This window comes from Streptomyces sp. BK239 (genome assembly GCF_004217285.1).
GTDB lineage: Bacteria > Actinomycetota > Actinomycetes > Streptomycetales > Streptomycetaceae > Streptomyces.
Genome location: NZ_SHKS01000001.1, coordinates 722,505 through 744,844 on the forward strand (window position 1 = coordinate 722,505; position 22,340 = coordinate 744,844).

The following is a 22,340-nucleotide window of genomic DNA, read 5'->3' on the forward strand; positions in this document are numbered from 1 at the left end:
ACGTGACATCTACTTAGGAACCCTAACGACCCCGTCAACGCCCCGCCCCCGTTTCTCTCCCCGGCGTGGCGCTGGCGCGGCCGGGGCACTAGATCCGCTGGATGATCGTCCCCGTGGCCAGGCCGCCGCCCGCGCACATGGTGATGAGGGCGAACTCCTTGTCCGTGCGTTCCAGTTCGTGGAGGGCCGTGGTGATCAGGCGGGCGCCCGTCGCTCCGACCGGGTGGCCGAGGGCTATCGCGCCGCCGTTGACGTTGACCTTCGACAGGTCCTGGTCGAAGACCTTCGTCCAGGACAGCACCACGGACGCGAAGGCCTCGTTGATCTCGACGAGGTCCATGTCCTTGAGGGACATGCCCGCCTTGCCGAGCACCGCCCGTGTCGCGTCGATGGGGCCGTCCAGGTGGAAGTGGGGGTCCGCGCCGACCAGGGCCTGGGCCACGATCCGCGCCCTGGGCTTCAGTTTCAGGGCGCGGGCCATCCGTTTGGACGCCCACATGATCGCCGCCGCGCCGTCGGAGATCTGGGAGGAGTTGCCGGCCGTGTGCACCGCCGTCGGCATGATCGGCTTCAGCCGGGCCAGGGCCTCCGGGGAGGTGTCGCGCAGGCCCTCGTCGTGGTCGACCAGGCGCCACATGCCCTGGCCGGCGGCCTGCTCCTCCTCCGTCGTGGGGACCTGGACCGCGAAGGTCTCCCGCTTGAAGCGCTCCTCCGACCAGGCGTCGGCGGCTCGCGTCTGGCTGAGCAGGCCCAGGGCGTCGACGTCGTCGCGGCTGAGCCCCCGGTGGCGGGCGATGCGTTCCGCCGCCTCGAACTGGTTCGGCAGGTCGACGTTCCACTCGTCGGGGAACGGCTTGCCCGGGCCGTGCTTCGAGCCCGAGCCGAGCGGCACGCGCGACATCGCCTCCACCCCGCAGGAGATCCCGACGTCTATGACGCCCGCCGCGATCATGTTGGCGGTCATGTGGGACGCCTGCTGCGAGGAGCCGCACTGGCAGTCGACCGTCGTCGCCGCCGTCTCGTAGGGGAGGCCCATCGTCAGCCAGGCCGTGCGGGCGGGGTTCATGGACTGCTCGCCGGCGTGGGTGACGGTGCCGCCGACGATCTGCTCCACGGCGTCGGCGGGGATGCCGGTGCGGCCGAGGAGTTCGCGGTAGGTCTCGCCGAGGAGGTAGGCGGGGTGAAGATTGGCGAGCGCGCCGCCGCGCTTGCCGATGGGGGTGCGGACGGCTTCCACGATCACGGGTTCGGCAGCCATGGGTGCGGATCCTCCCGGAACTAGTACGTGTTCTAGTTCTGCTCTGTGCAGTCTGCGGACGTGACGTACGTCACCGCAAGGGTCTTGCAAGCTTCAGAGCCCTGAACTACCGTCGCCGCACCCTGTTTCTGATGGACCGTCAGGTGACTGGTCCGACGGCTGGAGCTGCCCATGCACTGTCCAGCGCTTCCCGACGGGTTCGACTTCACCGACCCCGACCTGCTGCAACACCACGTCCCCCTGCCCGAGTTGGCCGAACTGCGCCGGGCCGAGCCGGTCCGCTGGATCCCCCAGTCGGGAAACGTGGCCGGCTTCCAGGACGAGGGTTACTGGGCGGTGACCCGTCACGCCGACGTCCGGTACGTCTCCACCCACCCCGAACTGTTCTCGTCCACCGTCAACACCGCCATCATCCGTTTCAACGAGCACATCCGGCGCGACTCCATCGACGCGCAGCGGCTGATCCTGCTGAACATGGACCCCCCCGAGCACACCAGGGTGCGGCAGATCGTGCAACGCGGGTTCACGCCACGGTCGATCCGCGCGCTGGAGCAGCGGCTGCGGGACCGGGCGGGCGCCATCGTCACCGCCGCCCGCGAACTCGACGGCCCCTTCGACTTCGTCACCTCCGTCGCCTGCGAACTGCCCCTCCAGGCCATCGCGGAGCTGATCGGCATCCCCCAGGGCGACCGGACCAAGATCTTCGACTGGTCCAACAAGATGATCGCCTACGACGACCCCGAGTACGCGATCACCGAGGAGGTCGGCGCGCAGTCCGCCGCCGAGCTCATCTCGTACGCCATGACGATGGCCGCCGACCGGAAACAGTGCCCGGCGCACGACATCGTCAGCACCCTCGTGGCCGCCGAGGACCAGGGCAACCTCAACTCCGACGAGTTCGGCTTCTTCGTGCTGATGCTCGCCGTCGCCGGCAACGAGACCACCCGCAACGCCATCACCCACGGCATGCACGCCTTCCTCACGCACCCCGAGCAGTGGGAGCTCTACAAGCGGGAGCGGCCCTCCACCGCCGCCGAGGAGATCGTCCGCTGGGCCACGCCCGTGTTCGCCTTCCAGCGCACCGCCACCCAGGACACCGAACTCGGCGGGCGGACGATCAGGAAGGGCGAGCGGGTCGGACTCTTCTATGCCTCCGCCAACCACGATCCCGAGGTGTTCGACCGGCCCGACGCGTTCGACGTCACCCGCGACCCCAACCCCCACCTGGGATTCGGCGGCGGCGGGCCGCACTTCTGCCTCGGCAAGTCGCTGGCGGTGCTGGAGATCGACCTGATCTTCAACGCCATCGCCGACGCCATGCCGGGGCTGCGCCTGGTCGGCGACCCACGGCGGCTGCGGTCCGCCTGGATCAACGGGGTGAAGGAGTTGCGGGTCGCCGTCGAGTGAGGGGTGTATACGGCGGCGTATACTCGCCCCATGGCAGATGCGATGATCCGAGTGCCCGCCGAAGTCCGGGACCGCCTGGCCGTGATAGCGGAGTCGCGGGGGACGTCGATCCGGTCCCTGGTGCAGGACTTCGCGGAGTCCACGCTGACCGAGGAGGAGCGGCGTGAGCGGGCGGAGCGGGCCCGTGCCTATCTGGCGGAGCACTTCGGGGTCGAGGTGACCGACGAAGAGAGCGCCGCGATGGGGCGCAGGCTTCGCGAGGCCTTCGCGAGGCAGCAGGGTGACGCCGCGTGATCCTTCATCACCTGGTCCTGGACGCGCCGACGCTGCTGGCGTTGTCCGGCAACCGACAGGTCTCCGCGCTGGTCCACCGGGCCCACTTCGAGACCGAGTCGCGCTTGTGGGCGCCGACGCTGTCGGTCCTGGAAGCCGATCGGGAGCATCTCGGAATCGCCGAGCACGTCGGCCAGTTGGAGGTCCTGCACACCGTCGACCTCGACCACGCGGCGGCGCTCGCGGTGGCCCGGTTGCATCGCGACGGAGTGCCTCTCGGGATCGCGGCGGCGATCCACGCCGCCCGTCATCTGCCTGAGTGGGGCGCGGACGCGCTCGTCGCCACCGTGGATCCGAAGGCGTACGAAGGGCGCGGCGTGCCGGTGCTCGACCTCAACCGCTGAGGCGGTTCAAGCGCGCGAAGGCGACGGCGCGCCCGGCTTCGACTGGTCCAACAAGATGATCGCCTACGACGACCCCGAGTTGCGGGTCAGCCTGGGGTGACGCCCTCAAGGGCTCGGCTCAGTCCCTGCCCGACGCCGTCACCGCGAGCACGGCCGACGCCAGGGACGCCAGCAGCAGCGGGATGCCCATGCCGTGGTGGAGCACCAGCCACGCGCCCAGCACCGCTCCCGCGAACAGCGCGGAAACCGCCGCCGTGCGACGCCGGGTACGGGCGCCGCTGCCGCCGGCGACGTGGGACTCGGCGGCCAGGCCCGTCAGGGTCATCGTCACGACGGTCGTCGTGGTGAGCGCCGGCACGTTCAGCTCGCGCACGGTCGCGTTGCGCAGGCCCATCGCGAAGGCGGTCGTCGCGATGAGCGCGTACGTCGTGGCGGTCGCCCCCTCCGGCGCGGTGAACGCCACGGCCGACGCGGCGCCGAGGAGGACCGCCTCGACGCCCAGCGTCCAGCGCGCGAAGGCGCGGCGGGAGCCGTCTCCCGGGCGCCGGGCGACGCGGCCCCCGCTCACCGCGCCCAGCAGGAAGCAGGCCAGCGAGGTCGCCGAGTGGTGGACCGAGAAGCCGGGGGCGCCGGCGGCGGCGAAGCCGAGGATGACGACGTTGCCCGTCATGTTCGCGGTGAAGACGCGCCCGAGGCCGAGGTAGCTCACCGCGTCGATCAGACCGCTCACCCCGGTGAGCGCCAGCAGCACGACGACCAGGCGCAGGCCGCGATCTTCGGGGCCCTTGTCCGTGGCGGACCGGGGCTGCTCGGTGGTCATCGGTCCAGTGGACCACGGGCGGGTGAGGGCGGGGCGGGAGCGCGCTGCGGAGCCGGCCGGGAAACGCGGAAGGCGGCGGCCCCGGGGGATCAGGGGGCCGCCGCCGCTCAGGGTGCCGCGCGGGGGCGTGCGGGGGGTGGCGCTTGAGCCGGTCCGTCAGTGCGGCTGTGCCGCGGGCGCGGGCGCGGGCCGGGGCCCGTGCGGCGGTGCCGTGTGCCCGGCGTCCGTTCGTGCGGCGGGCTCCCGCGGGGTCGGCGCCGGGGCGGGGCCGACGCTTGCGCCCGGTCCGCTCGGCGGGTGCCGTCGGCCTGTCCGGGCGGCTCAGTACCAGCCGTTGGCCTGCCAGAAGGACCAGGCGCCGGCCGGGCTGCCGTAGCGGGAGTTCATGTAGTCCAGGCCCCACTTGATCTGGGTCTCGGCGTTGGTCTTCCAGTCGGAGCCGGCCGTGGCCATCTTGGAGCCGGGGAGGGCCTGGACGAGGCCGTAGGCGCCGGAGGAGGAGTTGGTGGCGTCGACGTCCCAGTTGCTCTCGTGCTCGACGATCTTGCTGAACGCGTCGAACTGGGCGGCGTCCGGGATCATCTTGTGCGCGATCGCCTGGGCCTCGGCGGCGGAGGGCGCGGCGGGGGCCGCCTGTGCCGGCGCCGCGGTCAGGGCCATGCCGGCGGTGGCGGCGGCCACGGCGACGGCGGTGAGGGTCTTCTTCGGGGAGGCGAGGCGGCGGATGACGGAGACGGACACGGAGAACCTTTTTCTTCGGGGACTGACGGTGTCGCGGCCGGCGGCGGACCGTGGGTGAGCGGCGTCCGGCACACGTCGGCGCCGGGGCCTGTGGGGCTCGTCGGCGCCGTGCGACGTCATCCAGAGAAACAGGCCCGGGAGGTGCCCGCAATGGCCCCTTTTACTAGTTGTGGCCGCATGTGGGTGTTCTGCCGTCGCGACAGTGAGCCGGTCCCTGTGCAGGTCAGCGGCGGTCTCGACGTGTGCATGGCATCCGATATGTCCGACTAAAGGGGATCGTAGGTGATCCGCGTCATGTGGGCCGGTTCACCGGCCGGCGGTCCTCGAATGTGACCGCGGTCTCGAACGCGGCCCGCCGGGTGGCCCTCCGCAGCGCCCTGAGCACCGCCGGGCCGAGCGTCACGGTCAGCACGACGGTGACGACCGCGCGGCCGAGATCCCAGCCGACGGACGTCGCCAGGCAGTACGCGGCGAAGGAGGCCAGGTTCGCCGCGACGGAGGCCGCCGGGTCGAACGCGATGGTCGTGGTGCCCGCGCCCAGGAAGGGCCAGCCCTGCATGTTCATCGCCGTGCCGTAGGCGAAGGCCGCCAGGAAGCCGTAGCCGGCGAGCAGCGCGAGCTCCCCTCGGCCGCGCAGCCGGTCCCGGCCCGGGAGCAGGCCCGCGCCCATCGTGAACCAGCCCATCGCCAGCATCTGGAACGGCATCCAGGGCCCGACCCCGCCCGTGAGCAGCGCGGACGCGAACATCGTCACCGAGCCCAGGACGAAGCCGAAGCCCGGCCCGAGGACCCGGCCGCTCAGCACCATCAGGAAGAACATCGGCTCGATGCCCGCCGTGCCCGCGCCGATGGGACGCAGCGCGGCGCCCGTCGCCGCCAGCACCCCCAGCATCGCGACGGCCTTCGCGCCCAGCCCCGACTCCGAGATCGTCGCCGCGACCACCGCGACCAGCAGCGCCAGCAGCCCCGCGAACAGCCACGGCGCGTCCTGGGCGTGGGCGTTCACCGTGGAGTGCGGCGGGGCCAGGAAGGGCCAGGCGAACGCGACGACGCCGACGGCGCTGACGAGCACCAGCGCGAGAACGGAACGCGGGCCCAGCCGGACCGCGCGGGCCTGCCGGGTCACCCGAGCGCCTCCCGCACCTGCGCCACCGTGAGCCACGGCTGCGGGGCCAGCACCTTCGCCACCTGCGGGGCGAAGGACGGCGAGGAGACCACCACCTCCGCCGTCGGACCGTCCGCGATCACCTCGCCCTCCGCCAGCAGCACCACCCGGTGCGCCAGCTCGGCGGCGAGCTCCACGTCGTGCGTGGCCAGCACGATCGCGTGACCGGCCGCCGCCGACTCCTTCAGTACGGCGACCAGGCGGGCCTTGGCCGCGTAGTCCAGGCCCCGGGTCGGCTCGTCCAGGAGGAGCAGGGGCGGGCGGGCGGTGAGGACGACCGCGAGGGCGAGAGTGAGACGCTGCCCCTCGGACAGGTCGCGGGGGTGGGTGTCGTCCGCGATGCCCGGCAGCAGCCCGGAGACCAGCGCGCGGCAGGTGCCGGGGGCGGCCTGCGCGTCCCGGTCGGCGGCCGCGCACTCGGCGGCGACCGTCTCGGCGTAGAGAAGGTCGCGCGGCTCCTGCGGGACCAGGCCGACGCGGCGCACGAGGTCGCGGGGCGCGGTGCGGTGCGGGACCGCGCCACCGGCCCGCACCGTCCCGGCGGACGGCTCGACCAGGCCGACGAGGGCGCTGAGCAGCGTGGACTTCCCGGCGCCGTTGCGGCCCATGAGTGCGATGGTCTCGCCGGGGGCGATGGCGAGGTCCACGTGACGGAGCGCCTGCACCCGGCCGCGGCGGACGGCGAGGCCCACGACCTCCGCGGGCGCGCCCACGGGCGAGGGAGCGTCGGCGGGCCCGCGCCGGCGCCACCACGGCGGCCTCGAAGGGGACCGGGGCGCAGGCGGCGCGGGGGCTGTCCCGGCCGCCGCGCCGTCGGGTTCCCGGTCCGCGAGGCGTTCGCGCAGGCCGCAGGCGCGGCGGCGGGCGTCGCGGACCGTCAGGGGGAGCGGGGACCAGCCGGCCAGCCGGCCGAGGCCCACCACGGGCGGGAACACCGGGGACACGGCCATGATCTCCGCCGGCGGGCCCAGGACGGGGGCCGCGCCGGGGGCGGGCAGCAGGGCGACCTGGTCGGCGTACTGCAGGACGCGCTCCAGGCGGTGCTCCGCCAGCAGCACCGTCGTACCGAGGTCGTGGACGAGGCGCAGGAGGACGGCGAGGACCTCCTCGGCGGCCGCCGGGTCGAGCGCGGAGGTCGGCTCGTCCAGGACGAGGACGCTCGGGTGCGGGGTGAGGACCGAGCCGATCGCGACCCGCTGCCGCTGGCCGCCGGAGAGGGTCGCCAGCGGGCGGTCGCGCAGGGCGGCCAGACCGAGCAGGTCGAGGGTCTCCTCGACGCGGCGGCGCATCACGGCCGGTGGCAGGCCCAACGACTCCATGCCGTAGGCGAGTTCCTCCTCCACGGTGTCGGTGACGAAGTGGGCGAGCGGATCCTGGCCCACCGTGCCGACCACGTCGGACAGCTCACGCGGCTTGTGGGTGCGGGTGTCGCGGCCGGCGACCGTGACCCGGCCGCTCAGGGTGCCGCCGGTGAAGTGCGGGACCAGACCGCTCACCGTGCCCAGCAGCGTCGACTTGCCGACCCCCGACGGGCCCGCCAGCAGCACGAGTTCACCCTCGGGGACAGTGAAGTCGACGCCACGCAGGGCCGGTTCGGGGACGCCTTCGTACGTCACGGAGACGTTCTCGAAGCGGATCACGACGGTTGCTCCTGGCGTGGTGCGGGGGCGAGGAAAGCGGGGAGGAGGCCGACGAGGATCGCCGCAGCCGGCCACAGCGGCAGGGTGGGCGCGGTCAGGGGCACCACGCCCGGACGCAGGCCCGCCGGGTCCGTGGAGGCGGCCGCGAAGAGGAGCGCGGCGACGGCGATCCCGGACCCGGCGACCAGACACCCGCGCGGGGTCCAGCGGTCGGGGCGGTAGCGCGTGCGGGGGGAACGGCGGCCGCCGAGGCGGAGCCCGGCCAGGGCGGCGAGGAGACCGGCGAGCAGGAGAGGGAGGCCGTACACCCCGCCGACGGCCGTCAGCAGACCGTACGTCCCCGCGCACACGCCGAGCAGGCCGCCCAGGGTGAGAGCGGTGGTCGTACGGCGGACGGCGGCGGGCACCTCGGCGGTACGGCCGTAGCCGCGGGCGTCCATCGCTGCGGCGAGGGCGACGGAACGCTCCAGCGCGCCCTCGAGGACCGGCAGCGCCACCTGCAGCAGACCGCGCAGCCCGCTGTCCGGCCGGCCGCGCAACCGGCGAGCCGCGCGCAGGCGTTGGACGTCGGCGATGAGATGCGGGGCGAAGGTCAGCGCCACGACGGCGGCCACCCCCGCCTCGTACAGCGCGCCGGGCAGGGACTTCAGCAGGCGGGACGGGCCGGCGAGGGCGTTCGCCGCGCCCACGCAGACCAGGAGCGCGGCCAGGCGCAGACCGTCGTACAGGGCGAAGAGCACACCCTCCGCGGTCACCTTGCCGCCGAGGCGGATGCCCTGCGCCCAGTCGGGGAGCGGGACTTCGGGCAGCGTGAGGATCACATGCGTGCCCGGCACGGGGGAGCCCAGGGCGACGACGAAGAGGAGCCGGATGAGGAGGACGGCGAGGGCCAGGTGCAGGAAGGCGGAGTAGCCGCGGGCCCAGGGGGTGTGGGGGCGGCAGGTGAGGACGACGTAGGCGGAGGTGGTGAGCAGGAGGGCGAGGAGGAGCGGGTTGGTGGTGCGGGTGGCCGCGGCGCCGAGGGCCAGGGCCCACAACCACCAGGCGCCCGGGTGGAGCCGGTCGGGAGTTCGCACCTGGTCGGTGGACTGCGGGGCCGGGGGCCGTCCGGCCCGGCGCAGCAGCGCGTCGCCGCTACGCATGCCCGCGCCGCCGGGACTGCCACACCGCCGCGCCCGCCAGGACCGCTATGAGGGCGCCCCCCGCGTACAGGCCCAGGGAGGGGCCCTCCTCCTCGGGCTTCCCGGCGGGGGCGGGGCCGGTGCTCCGGGCGGTCACCTGCTCCCCGCAGCCGGTCTTCGGGTAGCCGCTGATCGCACAGAGGAGGGCGTTGGCGTCGTAGCGCAGGGGCTTGGCGACCGCTGCCAGGGCTTCCGCCGTCGAGGCGTCCTGCGGGACGCGGGCGCAGGCCGTCCGTGGGTGCGGCGGGGTTTCCCCGGAGGTGGCGTCCGCCGCCGTGCCGAAGTCGATGACCAGCGCCACCCGCTTGCCGCCGTCGCGCGGGGGCGTCGTGGCGCAGATCGCCGCGAAGGACGCCGTCCCGCGCGGCCTGGAGGCGTCCGCCGAGTCCGCGCTGACGGCGAAGCGGAAGCCCTGGACGTCGCCGTCGGAGGGGCGGGCGGTGGAGGGGCCCTGGGTGGCGTAGGTCCAGCGGTCGCCGGTGCGCTCCCAGAAGGACCAGTAGCGGTAACCCGCCGCCTGGGCCTGCCCGGGACCGGCCAGCGCCCACAGCAGCGCGGCCAGCGCGAGGGCGGCGCAGCGCCGTATCACGGCCGCTGCTTCCGGCGGCCGCTGATCAGGAAGCCGATGCCGATGCCGGCGACGAGGAAGACGCCGACGGTCCACCACACGCCGTAGCCGTCGTCGGAGTCCTCGCCCTTCGCGTCGTCGGCCTTGTCGCCCGGCTCGTCCGTCGCCGTCTTCCCGGTGTTCCCGGCCGGCTGCGGCGTCGGGCCCGTCGCGTTCAGGGCGGCGACCAGGTCCGTGCCGCCGAAGGCGCGCGGGTCGCTGCCCGTGGCGTGGGCGGCGAAGATCAGCTGGGCGTAGGCGGCGGGGCCGCTCTGCTCGGCCCAGGCGGCGGAGTTCTTCTCGAGCCAGGCGAGAGGCTTCTCCGCCCGCTCCGCGCCTCCCTGGGCCGCGAGGGCGACGACCGCGTCTGCGGTGTTGCCGTAGTCCGGCTGGTTCTCCGCCCCGGGGAGCACGGACATCAGGTGGTTGTCCTCGGCGACGGACTTCGCCAGGTACGCCGCCCCGCTCGCGGCGGCCTGCTGCGGGGTCGCGCGGCCCGTCCCGGCGCACACGGCGTCCGTCTCGCGGCCGGCCCCGGGGGCCATGCCCAGGCCGAGCGCGCCGAGGACGCCGGCGGCCGTCGCGTCCGCGTTGGCGGTCAGCTTGCCCTGCTTGTCGGGCTGGTAGGCGAAGGCGCCGCCCGCGTCGCAGGGGAGCGCGAGCTTCAGCAGGGCGTCGTAGGGGGAGTGGCCGCCCTTGACGACCCCGGCGGGCTTCTCGCCGGCCGCCGTCAGCGCGCCGATGACGACGGAGGTGGAGTTGGCGTCGCTCGCGCCGCCGGGGGAGTAGCCCCAGCCGCCGTCGGCGTTCTGCACCGACTTCAGCCAGCCGACGGACTTGTCCACCGCCGCGTCGTGCCCGCCGAGCGCGGCGAGGGCCTGGACGGCGGCGGCCGTGCTGTTGCTGTCGACCATCAGCTTGGCATCGCACGGTGTGGCGGGGTCGGCGCGGAACGCGGCGAACGCGCCGGTGGCGCACTGCTGGCCGGTCAGCCAGTCAACGGCCTGGTCCGCGGGCCGCACGCCCACGGTGTCCTGGGCGAGCAGCGCGAGCGACTGCCGCCAGACGCCGTCGTAGGTCGGGTCGGCGTCGCCGTACAGGCCGGACGGGATCACCGGTGTCGGGGACGGCGAGGGGGACGCGGCCATGGCGGGCGTGGCGGCGCAGGTCAGTGCGGTGGCGGCGGCCAGGACCGCGGCGCTGCGGCGGACGTTCATGGTCGGCGGGTTGCCTCTCCCTGTGGGGAGCCGGGCAGCGCGGGACATCCCGGCGGCTCGGCTCCGTGAACCTCGACGGTGCCGCACGCCGGCGGGACGCCGACGCACGCGAGCCTCACTTGCCCGTCCGAGGCGATCCGGCTCACCGGCCCCTGTGTGCGACTTGCCTCGGGGACGGTTCACGGATAGGGGCGTCCCCGGGTCGAGCGAAGCCGAGACTTGGGGAAGGGTCAGCGCCGGATTTACACCGGCTTTCCCCCGTACGGGTGTGATGACGACGCGGCTACTGTACTCGCACGTAGGAACGCCCCCGGGGGGTGGCTGCCGGACCGGTGTCCTCGGGCCCGCGGCAGCCCCCTGGTGGGGTTGGGTGCGGCGAGCGGGTTGATCCACGCCCTGGCCGACACCGGCGTTCTGAAGGCGCCCCTGACGGGGCACTGGAGGCGCCCGTGAAGGCGTTCCTCACACCGCCGCGTACGTCACCGGGTCGCTGCCCGTGACGGGTTCCGCGCGGCCCTGCTTCACCAGGCGTCGCAGGTGGGCCTCTGCCTCGGAGACCGCGATGGTGCGCGACCCGTAGGGGATCTGCTCCCAGGGGCGGTTCCACTCCATGCGTTCGGCGAGCTGCCAGGGGGTGAGGGGTTCGGCGAGGAGGGTCAGGAGGCCGGTGAGGCGGTCCTCGTGGTGGGCCAGCAGCTCCCTCACGCGGGCCGGCGCGTCGGTGAAGGCGTGCTGGTGGGCGGGGAGGATCTCGGCGGGGGCGAGGCGGCCGACGCGTTCCAGGGAGTCGAGGTAGTCGCCGAGGGGATCGGTGACCGTGGCGTCGTCGGGGTCCTCGTACAGGCCGATGTGCGGGGTGATCTCGGGGAGCAGGTGGTCGCCGGAGAACAGCCGCCCCTTCCCCGGGAGCCGTGCGGGGTGCTCCTCCTCCAGGTGGAGGCAGACATGGCCGGGGGTGTGGCCCGGGGTCCAGATCGCGCGCAGGCGGCGGCCGGGCAGGTCGAGGAGCTCGCCGGGGACGATCTCCCGGTCGGGCAGGGCGGGACGCAGGCCGGGCAGGGTGCGGCGGGAGGACGTGCGCAGGGGCTCCACATGCTCCTGAGGGGCTCCCGCGGCCTCCAGCTTGTCCGTCATGTAGGTGAACCAGCGCTCCGGGCGCGTGGAGCGGGTGCGGCGCACGATCGAGGCGTCGGCCGCGTGCATCGCCACCCACGCGCCGGACGCTTCCCGCACCCGCCCGGACAGGCCGTGGTGGTCGGGATGGTGGTGGGTGATGACGACCCCGTACAGCTCGCCGACGGAGGTGCCGCAGGCGGCCAGCCCGGCGGTGAGGGCGTCCCACGAGGAGGGGTCGTCCCAGCCGGTGTCGACCAGCACCGGACCCCGGTCGGTGTCGACGACGTACACGAGGGTGTGGCCCAAGGGGTTGTCAGGAATGGGCACTTGAAGGGAGCGGACACCCCCGCCGTGATCCCACGTCGACGGGGCCCCCGGATTCCGACCGCCCTGGCTGCTGCGCATCGCACCCTCCATCCCACGGCCACGGCCCACTATAACTAGAACCGGTTCCAATGGGTGCCCAAGTCGACCGACTCGGTCGAGGGTCGGGGAGCGACCTGGCGCGGCGGTGTTTCAGAGCTTGGTCATCTTGCTGTACGGGCTCAGAATGCGCCGCTGCTCGGAGCCGAAGTCCACGAGGGCCGCGATTCCGTCCTCGAGGCCGATCACCCGGCCGAGGCCGTGCACGTCGTGGGTGACCTGGTCGCCCATGGCGAAGTGCTTGGGGGCCGGGACGACCGGGGCCCTGAAGGGGCTGGTGGGCAGGTGACGCTTCGGTGCCGCAGACTTTGTCATGGTTCAGTATGGGCCCGCGCGGCCGCCGCCCGCTGTGGTCTGTGGCACAGATCGGCATCAGGGTGGTCACGGTCCGTCCTCGGCGGGTCCCGCGTCCTTGATCGTCGGGAAGGCGCTGCTCAGCCCCGTGGACTCCTTCAACCGGAGCTGGTATCAGTTTCTGAAACACCGTCAGAAACGAAGGCAGTCGCCATGGCCGAGTTCCTGGAACACCGACAGCTGTTCATCGGCGGGGAGTTGACCGACCCGCTCGGCGAGGACGTCATCGAGGTGATCTCCCCGCACACGGAGGAGGTCATCGGGCGGGTCCCGCACGCCTCGCGGGCGGACGTGGACCGGGCGGTCGCGGTGGCGCGCCGGGCCTTCGACGAGGGCCCGTGGCCCCGGATGTCCCTCGATGAGCGGATCGCGGTCGTCTCCCGCATCAAGGACGGCATCGCCGCCCGCCATGACGAGATCGCCCGCGTGATCTCCTCCGAGAACGGCTCCCCGTACTCCTGGAGCGTGCTCGCCCAGGCGCTCGGCGCGATGATGGTGTGGGACGCGGCGATCACCGTCGCCCGGGACTTCCCCCACGAGGAGCGGCGCGACGGCGTGCTGGGGAAGATCCTCGTGCGCCGGGAGCCGGTGGGCGTCGTCGCCGCCGTCGTCCCCTGGAACGTCCCGCAGTTCGTGGCTGCCGCCAAGCTCGCGCCCGCGCTGCTCGCCGGCTGCACGGCGGTGCTCAAGCCGTCCCCCGAGTCGCCGCTCGACGCCTATCTGCTGGCCGAGATCACCCGGGAGGCGGGGCTGCCGGAGGGCGTGCTGTCGATCCTCCCCGCCGACCGCGAGGTGAGCGAGTACCTCGTCGGGCACCCCGGCGTGGACAAGGCGTCCTTCACCGGGTCGGTGGCGGCAGGCCGACGGGTGATGGAGGTCGCCGCCCGCAACCTCACCCGCGTCACCCTGGAACTCGGGGGCAAGTCGGCGGCGGTCGTCCTGCCCGACGCGGACCTGGCCACCGCCGTCCCCGGGATCGTCTCCGCGGCCTGGATGAACAACGGCCAGGCCTGTGTCGCCCAGACCCGCATCCTCCTGCCGCGCTCCCGCTACGACGAGTTCGCGGACGCCTTCGCCGCGGCCGCGAGCGCCCTCGTCGTGGGCGACCCGCTCGACCCGGCGACCCAGGTCGGCCCGCTGGTCGCGCGCCGCCAGCAGCAGCGCAACCTCGACTACATCCGCATCGGCCAGGAGGAGGGTGCGAAGGTCCTCACGGGCGGCGGCCGGCCGGTCGGCCTGGACCGCGGCTGGTACGTCGAGCCCACCCTTTTCGGCGACGTCGACAACACGATGCGCATCGCCCGCGAGGAGATCTTCGGCCCGGTCATCTGCCTCCTCCCCTACGGGGACGAGTCCGAGGCCCTGAAGATCGCCAACGACTCCGACTACGGGCTCAGCGGCAGTGTCTGGACGGCCGACGTCGAGCACGGCATCGAGGTCGCGCGCCGGGTCCGTACCGGCACCTACTCGGTGAACACCTTCAGCCTGGACATGCTCGGACCGTTCGGCGGCTACAAGAACTCCGGGCTGGGGCGGGAGTTCGGGCCCGAGGGGTACGGCGAGTACCTGGAGCACAAGATGATCCACCTGCCGGCCGGCTGGGAGGGCTGAGGCGATGGGTGCACCCGCCGCGCGAGCGGATTCGGGCGTGGGCGCCGGCGACCGCTGGCACGTCGAGGTCGACCGCTCCCTGTGCATCGGCTCCGCCCAGTGCCTCCACCACGCCCCGGGCGGCTTCCGGCTGGACACCGCCCGGCAGTCCCATCCGGTCGACCCGGACCCGGACGCGAACGAACGGGTGCTGGAGGCGGCGGAGAACTGCCCGGTGGAAGCCATCGCGATCACACTGCGGGAGAGCGGGGAGGCGGTGTTTCCGCCCGAGGAGTGACCCGAAGAGTGAGAAAAAGGGTAAAAGTCCCTTTCTCGGGGTTTCATTCTCGCTCAGGAGTTCTATCCTGTTATTGGCCTACGAGGCGAGTGAGGGAGTCCGACCGGAGTAGCCGACTTCGGCGCGACGCGGAGGTTTCGGCCGACGCATCCGCTGTGGCCGACATCGACGGTAGGGCTGAGAGGCCGAACGGCAGCAGTCGGGCCGGACGGCGACCCCCAGCACCTGATCCGGACCATGCCGGCGAAGGGAACCCGTCTCGTAGGTTCTTCGCGCTCCCTGCCGCCTCCTCGCCGGCGAGTGACGACAACGCCCCAGGTGGGCGTGCCAGACCCTGCGTCTGCGGCATGATCCGCCGGGCAGCCCCTAAGCCTCGTTCTCCGCGGCCGGGCCCATGACCTCGGGCAGGTCGATCAGCCGGCACACCGTCTCGATGTCGATGCGCACCTGGGCGATGGAGGCGCGGCCCGAGAGCCACGTGATGAGGGCCGAGTGCCAGGTGTGCTCGATGACGCGGACGGCGGAGAGCTGTTCGGGGGTGGGGCGGTCGAGACCCATCGCGTCGAGGATGATCGCCGTGGTCTGGCGGGAGACCTGGTCGACCTCGGGGGAGACGCTGCGGTCGGCGAAGGTCAGGGCGCGGACCATCGCGTCGGCCAGATGGGGCTCCCGCTGGAGCGCGCGGAAGGCGCGCATCAGGGTCTCCGCGACCCGCTGCGCCGGGGTGTCGCCCCCCGGGGGCTTCTTGCGCAGGGTGCCGTGCATGCGTTCCAGCTGGTCCTGCATGGTGGCGACCAGCAGGTGCACCTTGGAGGGGAAGTAGCGGTACAGGGTGCCCAGGGCGACCTGGGAGGACTCCGCGACCTCCCGCATCTGCACCGCGTCGAACCCGCCCCGGCTGGCCAGCTGCGCGCTCGCGTGCAGGATGCGCCGGCGACGGGCCTCCTGCCGTTCCGTCAGCGGCGGGGAGGGCGGCTCACCCGGGCGAGCGGAGCCGTGGGGTGTGGAGTGGCGCTGGGTGCTGGCTTCCGCAGGCATGGTGCTGGTCCCGTTCCGTGACAGTCGGTGAAGGCTGTGATCACACAGCAGAACCAGGGCCTCCGGTCGTGGCGTGAATCACCTGATCCACTGCTCCCAGTGTCCTTACCTGCCGGTAGATTCAGAGCCTCCCGAACGATCAAGTCTGAAACTTGTTCTAGATTAGCGTCCCGTCGTAGTCTCGCGGGACAGTGCAGGCAGAAGGGGGCCCCGGAGTGACCGCTGAGGCCAGTCAGGCGGGGCCCGCACCGGCCCTCGCCGCGGACGGCGGGCGACCGCTCGACATCGCGCTCCTCACCTATAAGGGAAACCCGTTCTGCGGCGGCCAGGGCGTCTACGTCCGCCACCTCTCGCGCGAACTGGTCCGCCTCGGCCACCGTGTCGAGGTCATCGGCTCCCAGCCCTACCCGGTGCTCGACGCCCTCGACGTCCTCGGCGAGGAGCACGCCGGCCGGCTCTCCCTGACCGAGCTGCCCAGCCTCGACCTCTACCGCCAGCCGGACCCCTTCCGCACCCCCGGACGCGACGAGTACCGCGACTGGATCGACGCGCTGGAGGTCGCCACCATGTGGACCGGCGGCTTCCCCGAGCCGCTGACCTTCTCGCTGCGCGTCCGCCGCCATCTGCGCTCCCGACGCGGCGAGTTCGACGTCGTGCACGACAACCAGACCCTCGGCTACGGGCTGTTGGGCGACGTCGGCGCACCGCTCGTCACCACCATCCACCACCCCATCACCGTCGACCGGCAGTTGGAGCTCGACGCCGCCGAGGGCCTGCAGCGGCGTCTGTCCGTGCGCCGCTGGTACGCGTTCACCCGGATGCAGAAGCGCGTCGCGCGCAGGCTGCCGTCCGTGCTCACCGTTTCCGGCACCTCACGCCAGGAGATAGCCGACCACCTCGGCGTCCGCGGCGAGCGCATCCACGTCGTCCACATCGGCGCCGACACCGACCTGTTCTCCCCGGACCCGTCCGTGCCCGTCGTCCCCGGCCGGATCGTGACCACCTCCAGCGCGGACGTGCCGCTCAAGGGCCTGGTCTTCCTCGTCGAGGCGCTGGCCAAGGTCCGCACCGAACACCCGGACGCCCACCTCGTCGTGGTCGGCAAGCGCCCCGAGGAGGGGCCCATCGCCCAGGCCGTCGAGCGCTACGGCCTCGAAGGCGCCGTCGAGTTCGTCAAGGGCATCTCCGACGCCGAACTCGTCGACCTGGTCCGCTCGGCCGAGGTCGCCTGCGTGCCGTCCCTGTACGAGGGGTTCTCCCTACCGGCGGCCGAGGCCATGGCGACCGGCACGCCGCTCGTCGCCACCACCGGTGGAGCGATCCCCGAGGTCGCCGGGCGCGACGGGGAGACCTGCCTGGCGGTCGCGCCGGGCGACTCCGGCGCACTGGCCGCCGCCCTGAGCCGGCTCCTCGGCGACGCCGCACTGCGGGCCCGCCTCGGCGCGGCCGGCCGCGCGCGCGTGCTGGAACGGTTCACCTGGGCGCGGGCCGCCGAGGGGACGGTGGCCCGCTACCGCGAGGCCGTCGAACGGGCCGCGGGCGGGCGTCCAGCGCGCTCCGCCGTCCCCGACCCGACGGCGGCGGTCCGCGCGGCCGGCGCGGGCCGCGCCACCGCCGCCGAAGCTGTTGACGTTGTATCCGATCGCGAAAGCAGGGCCACGTGCTGACCGTCGACTTCTCCCGGTTCCCGCTCGCCCCGGGCGACCGAGTCCTGGACCTCGGCTGCGGGGCGGGCCGGCACGCCTTCGAGTGCTACCGGCGCGGCGCGCAGGTCGTGGCGCTGGACCAGAACGCCGAGGAGATCCGCGAGGTCGCCAAGTGGTTCGCGGCGATGAAGGAGGCCGGCGAGGCCCCCGAGGGCGCCACCGCCACCGCCATGGAGGGCGACGCGCTCGCGCTGCCGTTCCCCGACGAGTCCTTCGACGTCGTCATCATCTCCGAGGTGATGGAGCACATCCCCGACGACAAGGGCGTGCTCGCCGAGATGGTCCGCGTCCTCAGGCCCGGCGGCCGCATCGCGATCACCGTCCCGCGCTACGGGCCCGAGAAGGTCTGCTGGACGCTGTCCGACGCCTACCACGAGGTCGAGGGCGGCCACATCCGCATCTACAAGGCGGACGAACTGCTCGCCAAGATCCGCGAGGCGGGACTGAAGCCGTACGGCACCCACCACGCGCACGCGCTGCACTCGCCGTACTGGTGGCTCAAGTGCGCGTTCGGCGTCGACAACGACAAGGCGCTGCCGGTGCGCGCGTACCACAAGCTGCTGGTCTGGGACATCATGAAGAAGCCGCTGGCCACCAGGGTCGCCGAGCAGGCACTGAACCCGCTCATCGGCAAGAGCTTCGTGGCCTACGCGACCAAGCCCCACCTCCCGGCGGTGGACGCGCGGTGACCACTCCCCGGACGGAACACCTCGTCCTGCCCGGGGTCCTGACCGCCGGGCAGGCCGCCGCGACCGTCCGCGGCATCCTCGCCCAGCAGCGTCAGGACGGTGCGATCCCGTGGTTCCGGGGCCACCACCTCGACCCCTGGGACCACACCGAGGCCGCCATGGCCCTCGACGCGGCCGGCGAGCACGAGGCGGCCGAGCGGGCCTACGACTGGCTCGCCCGGCACCAGAACGAGGACGGCTCCTGGTACGCCGCCTACGCCGACGGCGACTTCGCCGACGTCACCGACCGGGGCCGGGAGAGCAACTTCGTCGCCTACATAGCCGTCGGCGTGTGGCACCACTACCTGTCCACCGGCGACGACACGTTCCTGGACCGCATGTGGCCGGCCGTCTACGCCGCCGTCGAGTGGGTGCTGGGTCTCCAGCAGCCGGGCGGGCAGATCGGCTGGCGGCGCGACGACGACGGCACGGCGACCGCGGACGCGCTGCTGACCGGGTCGTCCTCCGTCCACCACGCGCTCCGGTGCGCGCTCGCCATCGCCGAGCAGCGCGAAGAACCGCAGCCCGACTGGGAGTTGGCGGCCGGTGCGCTGCGGCACGCCATCCGGCGGCATCCCGAACGGTTCCTGGACAAGGGCCGCTACTCCATGGACTGGTACTACCCGGTGCTCGGCGGGGCGTTGACGGGTGCGGAGGCCAAGTCCCGCATCGAGGCGGACTGGGAGCGGTTCGTCGTGCCCGGCCTCGGTGTGCGCTGCGTCGTGCCCAACCCGTGGGTGACGGGCGGTGAGTCGGCCGAACTCGCCCTCGCGCTGTGGGCGATGGGCGAGTCCGACCGGGCCCTGGAGATCCTCCAGTCGATCCAGCACCTGCGGGACGCGGAGTCGGGCCTGTACTGGACGGGGTTCGTCTTCGAGGACCGGGCCGTCTGGCCCGAGGAGTTGACCACCTGGACGGCGGGTTCTCTGCTGCTGGCCGTCGCCGCCCTGGGCGGCCACGAGGCCACCTGCGCGGTGTTCGGCGGAGAGCGACTGCCGACGGGCCTGGACCCGGACTGCTGCGGTTAGGCCCTCAGGGTCCTTTCACCATGAAAGGACCCCTCAGTGGCGCTGGACCCGGTTGGCTATGGCGTGGCCCACGAACAGGTACACGACCGCTGCCAGGCCGTAGCCCGCCACCACCCGCGCCCAGGCCTCGTCGAAGGTGAACAGGTCGTGGGACCAGCCGGCCAGCCAGCGGGCCACGTCGTGCACGAACTGCACGAATTCGTTGCCCTGGTTGGCGCCCAGCAGGTACATGAGAATCCACAGGCCCAGGATGAGGGCCATCACGTCGGCCACGACGGCGATGACCGTGCCGGCCTGGTTCGAGCCGTTGCGATATCTGGGAGACATGTACTTCGGTTTGCCGCCCGCCTCCCCGTGAAACCAGGCGCCTACGAGTTGAGTTCGGCCAGCACTCCCAGGGTGTGCGGGTCCGGGGCCACCACCAGCAGGTCCGTCACCGGGCCCTTGCGCCACATCTCCAGCCGCTCGGCGATCCGTTCGCGCGGGCCGACCAGGGAGATCTCGTCGGCGAACGCGTCGGGGACGGCCATGACGGCCTCCTCGCGCCGCCCCGCCAGGAACAGTTCCTGGACGCGCCGGGCCTCCTCCTCGTAGCCCATGCGGGCCATCAGGTCGGCGTGGAAGTTGCGGGTGGCGTGGCCCATGCCACCGATGTAGAAACCGAGCATCGCCTTCACGGGGAGCAGCCCCTCGGCGACCTCGTCGCAGACCAGCGCCCGGACCAGGGGCGCGACCAGGAAGCCCTCCGGCAGCTCCGCCACCGCCGGTCCGTACGCCTCGGAACGGTTCGGCGACCAGTACAGCGGCAGCCAGCCGTCGGCGACACGGATGGTCTGGGCGACGTTCTTGGGGCCCTCCGCGCCCAGCAGCACGGGCAGGTCGGCGCGCAGCGGATGGGTGATCGGCTTCAGCGGCTTGCCCAGTCCGGTCGCGTCCGGGCCCCGGTAGGGGTGGGAGTGGAACCGGCCGGCCGTCTCCACCGGCCCGCGGCGGGCGAGGACCTGCCGTACGACGTCGACGTACTCGCGGGTCGCGGTCAGCGGCGAACTCGGGAACGGGCGGCCGTACCAGCCCTCGACGACCTGCGGGCCCGACAGGCCGAGCCCCAGCGTCATCCGCCCCCCGGAGAGGTGGTCCAGGGTGAGCGCGTGCATCGCGGTCGTGGTCGGCGAACGGGCCGCCATCTGCGCTACGGCCGTACCCAGCTTGATCCTTGACGTGCGGGCCGCGATCCAGGTGAGCGGGGTGAAGGCGTCAGAGCCCCACGACTCCGCCGTCCACACGGAGTCGTAACCGAGCCGCTCCGCCTCCAGAGCCAGTTCCACATGCCCCGGGGAGGGGCCGCGCCCCCAGTAGCCGAGCGCCAGACCGAGCCGCATCACTGCCTCCTGACGGTACGTCAGACGACGGGTGGGGAGGCGACTGTACGGCAACGGCCCCCCGCCCGGAAGGGCGAGGGGCCGTGCGTCGCGGTGTGCGGGGGCCGTTCGCGGTCAGCCGCGCTGGATCCCCGAGGTGTCGCGGAGCACGCCGCGGCGGCCGTCCTGGGTCTGCGCGATCAGGCCCTGCGCGCCCTGCTCGACGGCCAAGTACCAGGTTCCGGGAGCCAGTTCGGCGATCGGCGTCGGCGCGCCGTCCTCCGCGAACAGCGGGCGCGGCACCGGCACGGCGAACCAGAACGGCGAGAAGTCGGCGGCCGGGGGCTGCGCCGGAGCCTGCTGGCCGCCGAACGCCGGCTGCCCCGGCTGCTGGCCCTGCTGCGGCGGCTGACCGCCGAACGACGACTGCTGCGCGCCCGGGTAGCCGTAACCGGCGGGCGGCTGCGCACCGTAGGGCTGCGGGGCCACCGGCTTCGGCGCGGGGATCAACGCGCCCTGGAGAGCGGGGACCAGGGGGGTGGCGACGGCCGCGCCGGCGAGGACGAGGGCGGCGATGAAGCCGAGGATCAGACCGGCGCCGGCGTCGACGCTGTCGGGGACGCCGACCAGGGACCAGAAGAACGTCCAGGCGGACAGCAGCGCGAAGCCCGTGCCGACCATGCCGAGGTCCAGCCCGAGCACCTTGCGCTGCTGCGGCATGACACGGTTCAGCACGATCAGGGCGGCGCCGATGACGGCCCCCATGTACGTGCCGAGGCCCGTTCCCAGGCTGTCCCAGGCGTTCTGGCTGCTGGTGTAGCCGGTGACCGAGACGGAGTAGTAGGCGAGGAACGACGAGATGAACAGCAGCACCGCTGCGCCGATCACCACGCCGTCGCCTCTAGTGAGGGAGCGGATATTCACTTCAGGTCCTTCGTCAGTCGTCTCGTCGTCGATACTGGCTCGGTAGAGGGACGACATTATCGTCCGCACGATCGGGCTGTCCGCCGGGATCAGCGCGCCGACCACTACCCGCGCAGGAAACTCACGATTCCGTCAGAGATCCCCTGCGCCGCTTTCTGCCGCCAGGCGCCGCTGGTCAGCAGTGCCGCGTCCTTGGTATCGCGCATGTTGCCGCACTCGATGAACACCTTGGGAACCGTTGACAGATTGAGACCGCCCAGGTCCTTACGCGTGACGATGCCGCTGCCGTCGCCGACGTAGTTGGAGGGCGCGGTGCCCGTGGCCCGGCCGAAGCCGGCGGAGACCAGCCGTCCCAGCTCGCGCGAAGGGCCCACGACGGCACGGGTGTCGGCGCCGCCCGCGCGCACCTCGCCCGGAAGGATCACGTGGTAGCCGCGGTTGCCGCTCCCGGAGCCGTCGGCGTGGAGGGAGACGACCGCGTCGGCGTGCGCCGCGTTCCCGATGCGGGCCCGCTCGTCCACACACGGCCCGTACGGCCGGTCCGCGTCCTGCGTCAGCTTCACGGTGGCGCCCCGCTGTTGCAGCAGGGCGCGCAGCCGGTGCGCCACGTCCAGCGTGAACGCGGCTTCGCTGTAACCGGAGTTGGTGGAGGTGCCGGTGGTGTCGCACTCCTTGCGGTTGGTGCCGATGTCCACCTGGCGGTTGATCTCCGCGGTGTGCCGGTGGTTGGCGGGATTGTGTCCGGGGTCGATCACGACGACCTTGCCCTTGAGTGGCGTTGCGGCGGAGTCAGGCCCGGGCTTGGCGCCGGCGCCGATCCCGCCGTTCGCGGAAGTCCCGTCGGAGGGGGCGGTCCACCCGCTCGGCGCCGCGCTCTTCACCCGGTCGGGCCCGCTGTCCCGCGGTCCGCCCAGGGCCGCGTACGCCCCCCATCCCAGCAGCGCCCCGGGCACGACCACGGCGAGCGCCACGGCCGACGCCCGGCGCATGCGGGAGCGGCGGGGGTGCGGGGAATCGAAGTCAGGGCCTGCGTAAGACACGCCTGCCACCCTAACGGGCACCCG

General features: G+C 72.9%; 23 protein-coding genes. 8 read left to right on the forward strand and 15 right to left on the reverse strand.

Translation table 11 applies throughout. From position 1 onward, the window contains the following. Positions 1-88 precede the first annotated feature (88 nt). A complete protein-coding gene (locus tag EV567_RS03150) occupies positions 89-1,258 on the reverse strand; it encodes a steroid 3-ketoacyl-CoA thiolase (RefSeq protein ID WP_130437005.1) in 1,170 nt (389 codons plus the stop codon). A 171-nt stretch (positions 1,259-1,429) separates the two neighbouring features. On the opposite strand from EV567_RS03150, the gene EV567_RS03155 reads away from it, so the two are divergent. Genes EV567_RS03155 through EV567_RS03165 form a run of 3 tightly spaced genes read left to right on the forward strand, consistent with a single transcriptional unit; the run spans position 1,430 to position 3,342 of the window. After that, the gene (locus tag EV567_RS03155) at positions 1,430-2,665 is read left to right on the forward strand and encodes a cytochrome P450 (protein ID WP_130437006.1); all 1,236 of its coding nucleotides are present in this window, start codon (positions 1,430-1,432) and stop codon (positions 2,663-2,665) included. A 30-nt stretch (positions 2,666-2,695) separates the two neighbouring features. After that, the gene (locus EV567_RS03160; RefSeq protein WP_130437007.1) at positions 2,696-2,959 is read left to right on the forward strand and encodes a hypothetical protein; all 264 of its coding nucleotides are present in this window, start codon (positions 2,696-2,698) and stop codon (positions 2,957-2,959) included. Further along, positions 2,956-3,342: a hypothetical protein gene (locus EV567_RS03165; protein ID WP_130437008.1), complete on the forward strand. Its 387-nt coding sequence runs from the start codon at positions 2,956-2,958 to the stop codon at positions 3,340-3,342. Before EV567_RS03160 ends, EV567_RS03165 begins: the two co-directional genes overlap by 4 nt. Before the next feature lie 118 nt (positions 3,343-3,460). Here EV567_RS03165 and EV567_RS03170 read toward each other — a convergent pair whose 3' ends face one another. From EV567_RS03170 to EV567_RS03210, 9 genes are all read right to left on the reverse strand, one after another. After that, on the reverse strand, positions 3,461-4,162 hold the full coding sequence (locus EV567_RS03170; protein WP_130437009.1) for a YoaK family protein: 702 nt from the start codon (positions 4,160-4,162) through the stop codon (positions 3,461-3,463). Between the two features lie 321 nt (positions 4,163-4,483). After that, positions 4,484-4,903 carry a transglycosylase SLT domain-containing protein gene (locus EV567_RS03175; protein WP_130437010.1) on the reverse strand — a complete coding sequence of 140 codons (420 nt, stop codon included), beginning with the start codon at positions 4,901-4,903 and terminating at the stop codon, positions 4,484-4,486. Positions 4,904-5,195: 292 nt separating this feature from the next. Next, the gene (locus tag EV567_RS03180; RefSeq protein WP_207228662.1) at positions 5,196-6,065 is read right to left on the reverse strand and encodes an ECF transporter S component; all 870 of its coding nucleotides are present in this window, start codon (positions 6,063-6,065) and stop codon (positions 5,196-5,198) included. After that, positions 6,026-7,708 carry an ABC transporter ATP-binding protein gene (locus EV567_RS03185; RefSeq protein ID WP_130437012.1) on the reverse strand — a complete coding sequence of 561 codons (1,683 nt, stop codon included), beginning with the start codon at positions 7,706-7,708 and terminating at the stop codon, positions 6,026-6,028. The genes EV567_RS03180 and EV567_RS03185 overlap by 40 nt, the downstream gene beginning before the upstream one ends. Continuing rightward, the gene (locus EV567_RS03190) at positions 7,705-8,850 is read right to left on the reverse strand and encodes an energy-coupling factor transporter transmembrane component T (protein WP_130437013.1); all 1,146 of its coding nucleotides are present in this window, start codon (positions 8,848-8,850) and stop codon (positions 7,705-7,707) included. The genes EV567_RS03185 and EV567_RS03190 overlap by 4 nt, the downstream gene beginning before the upstream one ends. Next, positions 8,843-9,478, reverse strand: coding sequence for an SCO2322 family protein (locus tag EV567_RS03195; RefSeq protein WP_130437014.1), 636 nt, complete (start codon positions 9,476-9,478; stop codon positions 8,843-8,845). The genes EV567_RS03190 and EV567_RS03195 overlap by 8 nt, the downstream gene beginning before the upstream one ends. After that, entirely contained in the window at positions 9,475-10,713 is a 1,239-nt protein-coding gene (locus EV567_RS03200; RefSeq protein ID WP_130437015.1) for a prenyltransferase/squalene oxidase repeat-containing protein, read from the reverse strand. The genes EV567_RS03195 and EV567_RS03200 overlap by 4 nt, the downstream gene beginning before the upstream one ends. 462 nt (positions 10,714-11,175) lie before the next feature. After that, positions 11,176-12,234 (reverse strand): MBL fold metallo-hydrolase, encoded by a 1,059-nt coding sequence (locus EV567_RS03205; protein WP_130437016.1) that lies wholly within the window; start codon positions 12,232-12,234, stop codon positions 11,176-11,178. 111 nt (positions 12,235-12,345) lie between these two features. Next, complete coding sequence (locus tag EV567_RS03210) at positions 12,346-12,567, reverse strand: hypothetical protein (RefSeq protein WP_130437017.1); 222 nt, start codon at positions 12,565-12,567, stop codon at positions 12,346-12,348. Positions 12,568-12,759: 192 nt separating this feature from the next. On the opposite strand from EV567_RS03210, the gene EV567_RS03215 reads away from it, so the two are divergent. Further along, complete coding sequence (locus tag EV567_RS03215; protein ID WP_130437018.1) at positions 12,760-14,217, forward strand: aldehyde dehydrogenase; 1,458 nt, start codon at positions 12,760-12,762, stop codon at positions 14,215-14,217. 4 nt (positions 14,218-14,221) lie between these two features. Further along, the gene (locus EV567_RS03220) at positions 14,222-14,494 is read left to right on the forward strand and encodes a ferredoxin (protein WP_130437019.1); all 273 of its coding nucleotides are present in this window, start codon (positions 14,222-14,224) and stop codon (positions 14,492-14,494) included. A gap of 366 nt (positions 14,495-14,860) precedes the next feature. On the opposite strand, the gene EV567_RS03225 is transcribed toward EV567_RS03220, so the two are convergent. Further along, positions 14,861-15,532, reverse strand: a complete 672-nt coding sequence (locus EV567_RS03225) for a TetR family transcriptional regulator (protein WP_207228663.1) — start codon at positions 15,530-15,532, stop codon at positions 14,861-14,863. Positions 15,533-15,747: 215 nt separating this feature from the next. Here EV567_RS03225 and EV567_RS03230 point away from each other — a divergent pair, with 215 nt between their 5' ends. From EV567_RS03230 to EV567_RS03240, 3 genes are read left to right on the forward strand one after another with little or no spacing between them, the layout of a single operon-like run. Then, positions 15,748-17,199 (forward strand): glycosyltransferase family 4 protein, encoded by a 1,452-nt coding sequence (locus EV567_RS03230; protein ID WP_130437020.1) that lies wholly within the window; start codon positions 15,748-15,750, stop codon positions 17,197-17,199. After that, positions 17,193-17,927: a class I SAM-dependent methyltransferase gene (locus EV567_RS03235; protein WP_130437021.1), complete on the forward strand. Its 735-nt coding sequence runs from the start codon at positions 17,193-17,195 to the stop codon at positions 17,925-17,927. Before EV567_RS03230 ends, EV567_RS03235 begins: the two co-directional genes overlap by 7 nt. Continuing rightward, complete coding sequence (locus tag EV567_RS03240) at positions 17,924-18,994, forward strand: prenyltransferase/squalene oxidase repeat-containing protein (RefSeq protein WP_130437022.1); 1,071 nt, start codon at positions 17,924-17,926, stop codon at positions 18,992-18,994. The genes EV567_RS03235 and EV567_RS03240 overlap by 4 nt, the downstream gene beginning before the upstream one ends. 33 nt (positions 18,995-19,027) lie before the next feature. On the opposite strand, the gene EV567_RS03245 is transcribed toward EV567_RS03240, so the two are convergent. The 4 genes from EV567_RS03245 to EV567_RS03260 form a co-directional block, all read right to left on the reverse strand. Beyond that, positions 19,028-19,321, reverse strand: a complete 294-nt coding sequence (locus EV567_RS03245) for a hypothetical protein (protein WP_130437023.1) — start codon at positions 19,319-19,321, stop codon at positions 19,028-19,030. Between the two features lie 41 nt (positions 19,322-19,362). Further along, complete coding sequence (locus EV567_RS03250; protein ID WP_130437024.1) at positions 19,363-20,373, reverse strand: LLM class F420-dependent oxidoreductase; 1,011 nt, start codon at positions 20,371-20,373, stop codon at positions 19,363-19,365. Positions 20,374-20,487: 114 nt separating this feature from the next. Beyond that, positions 20,488-21,243, reverse strand: coding sequence for a DUF5336 domain-containing protein (locus tag EV567_RS03255; protein ID WP_130437025.1), 756 nt, complete (start codon positions 21,241-21,243; stop codon positions 20,488-20,490). 137 nt (positions 21,244-21,380) lie between these two features. Next, positions 21,381-22,316 carry an N-acetylmuramoyl-L-alanine amidase gene (locus tag EV567_RS03260; protein WP_130437026.1) on the reverse strand — a complete coding sequence of 312 codons (936 nt, stop codon included), beginning with the start codon at positions 22,314-22,316 and terminating at the stop codon, positions 21,381-21,383. Between the last annotated feature and the right edge of the window lie 24 nt (positions 22,317-22,340).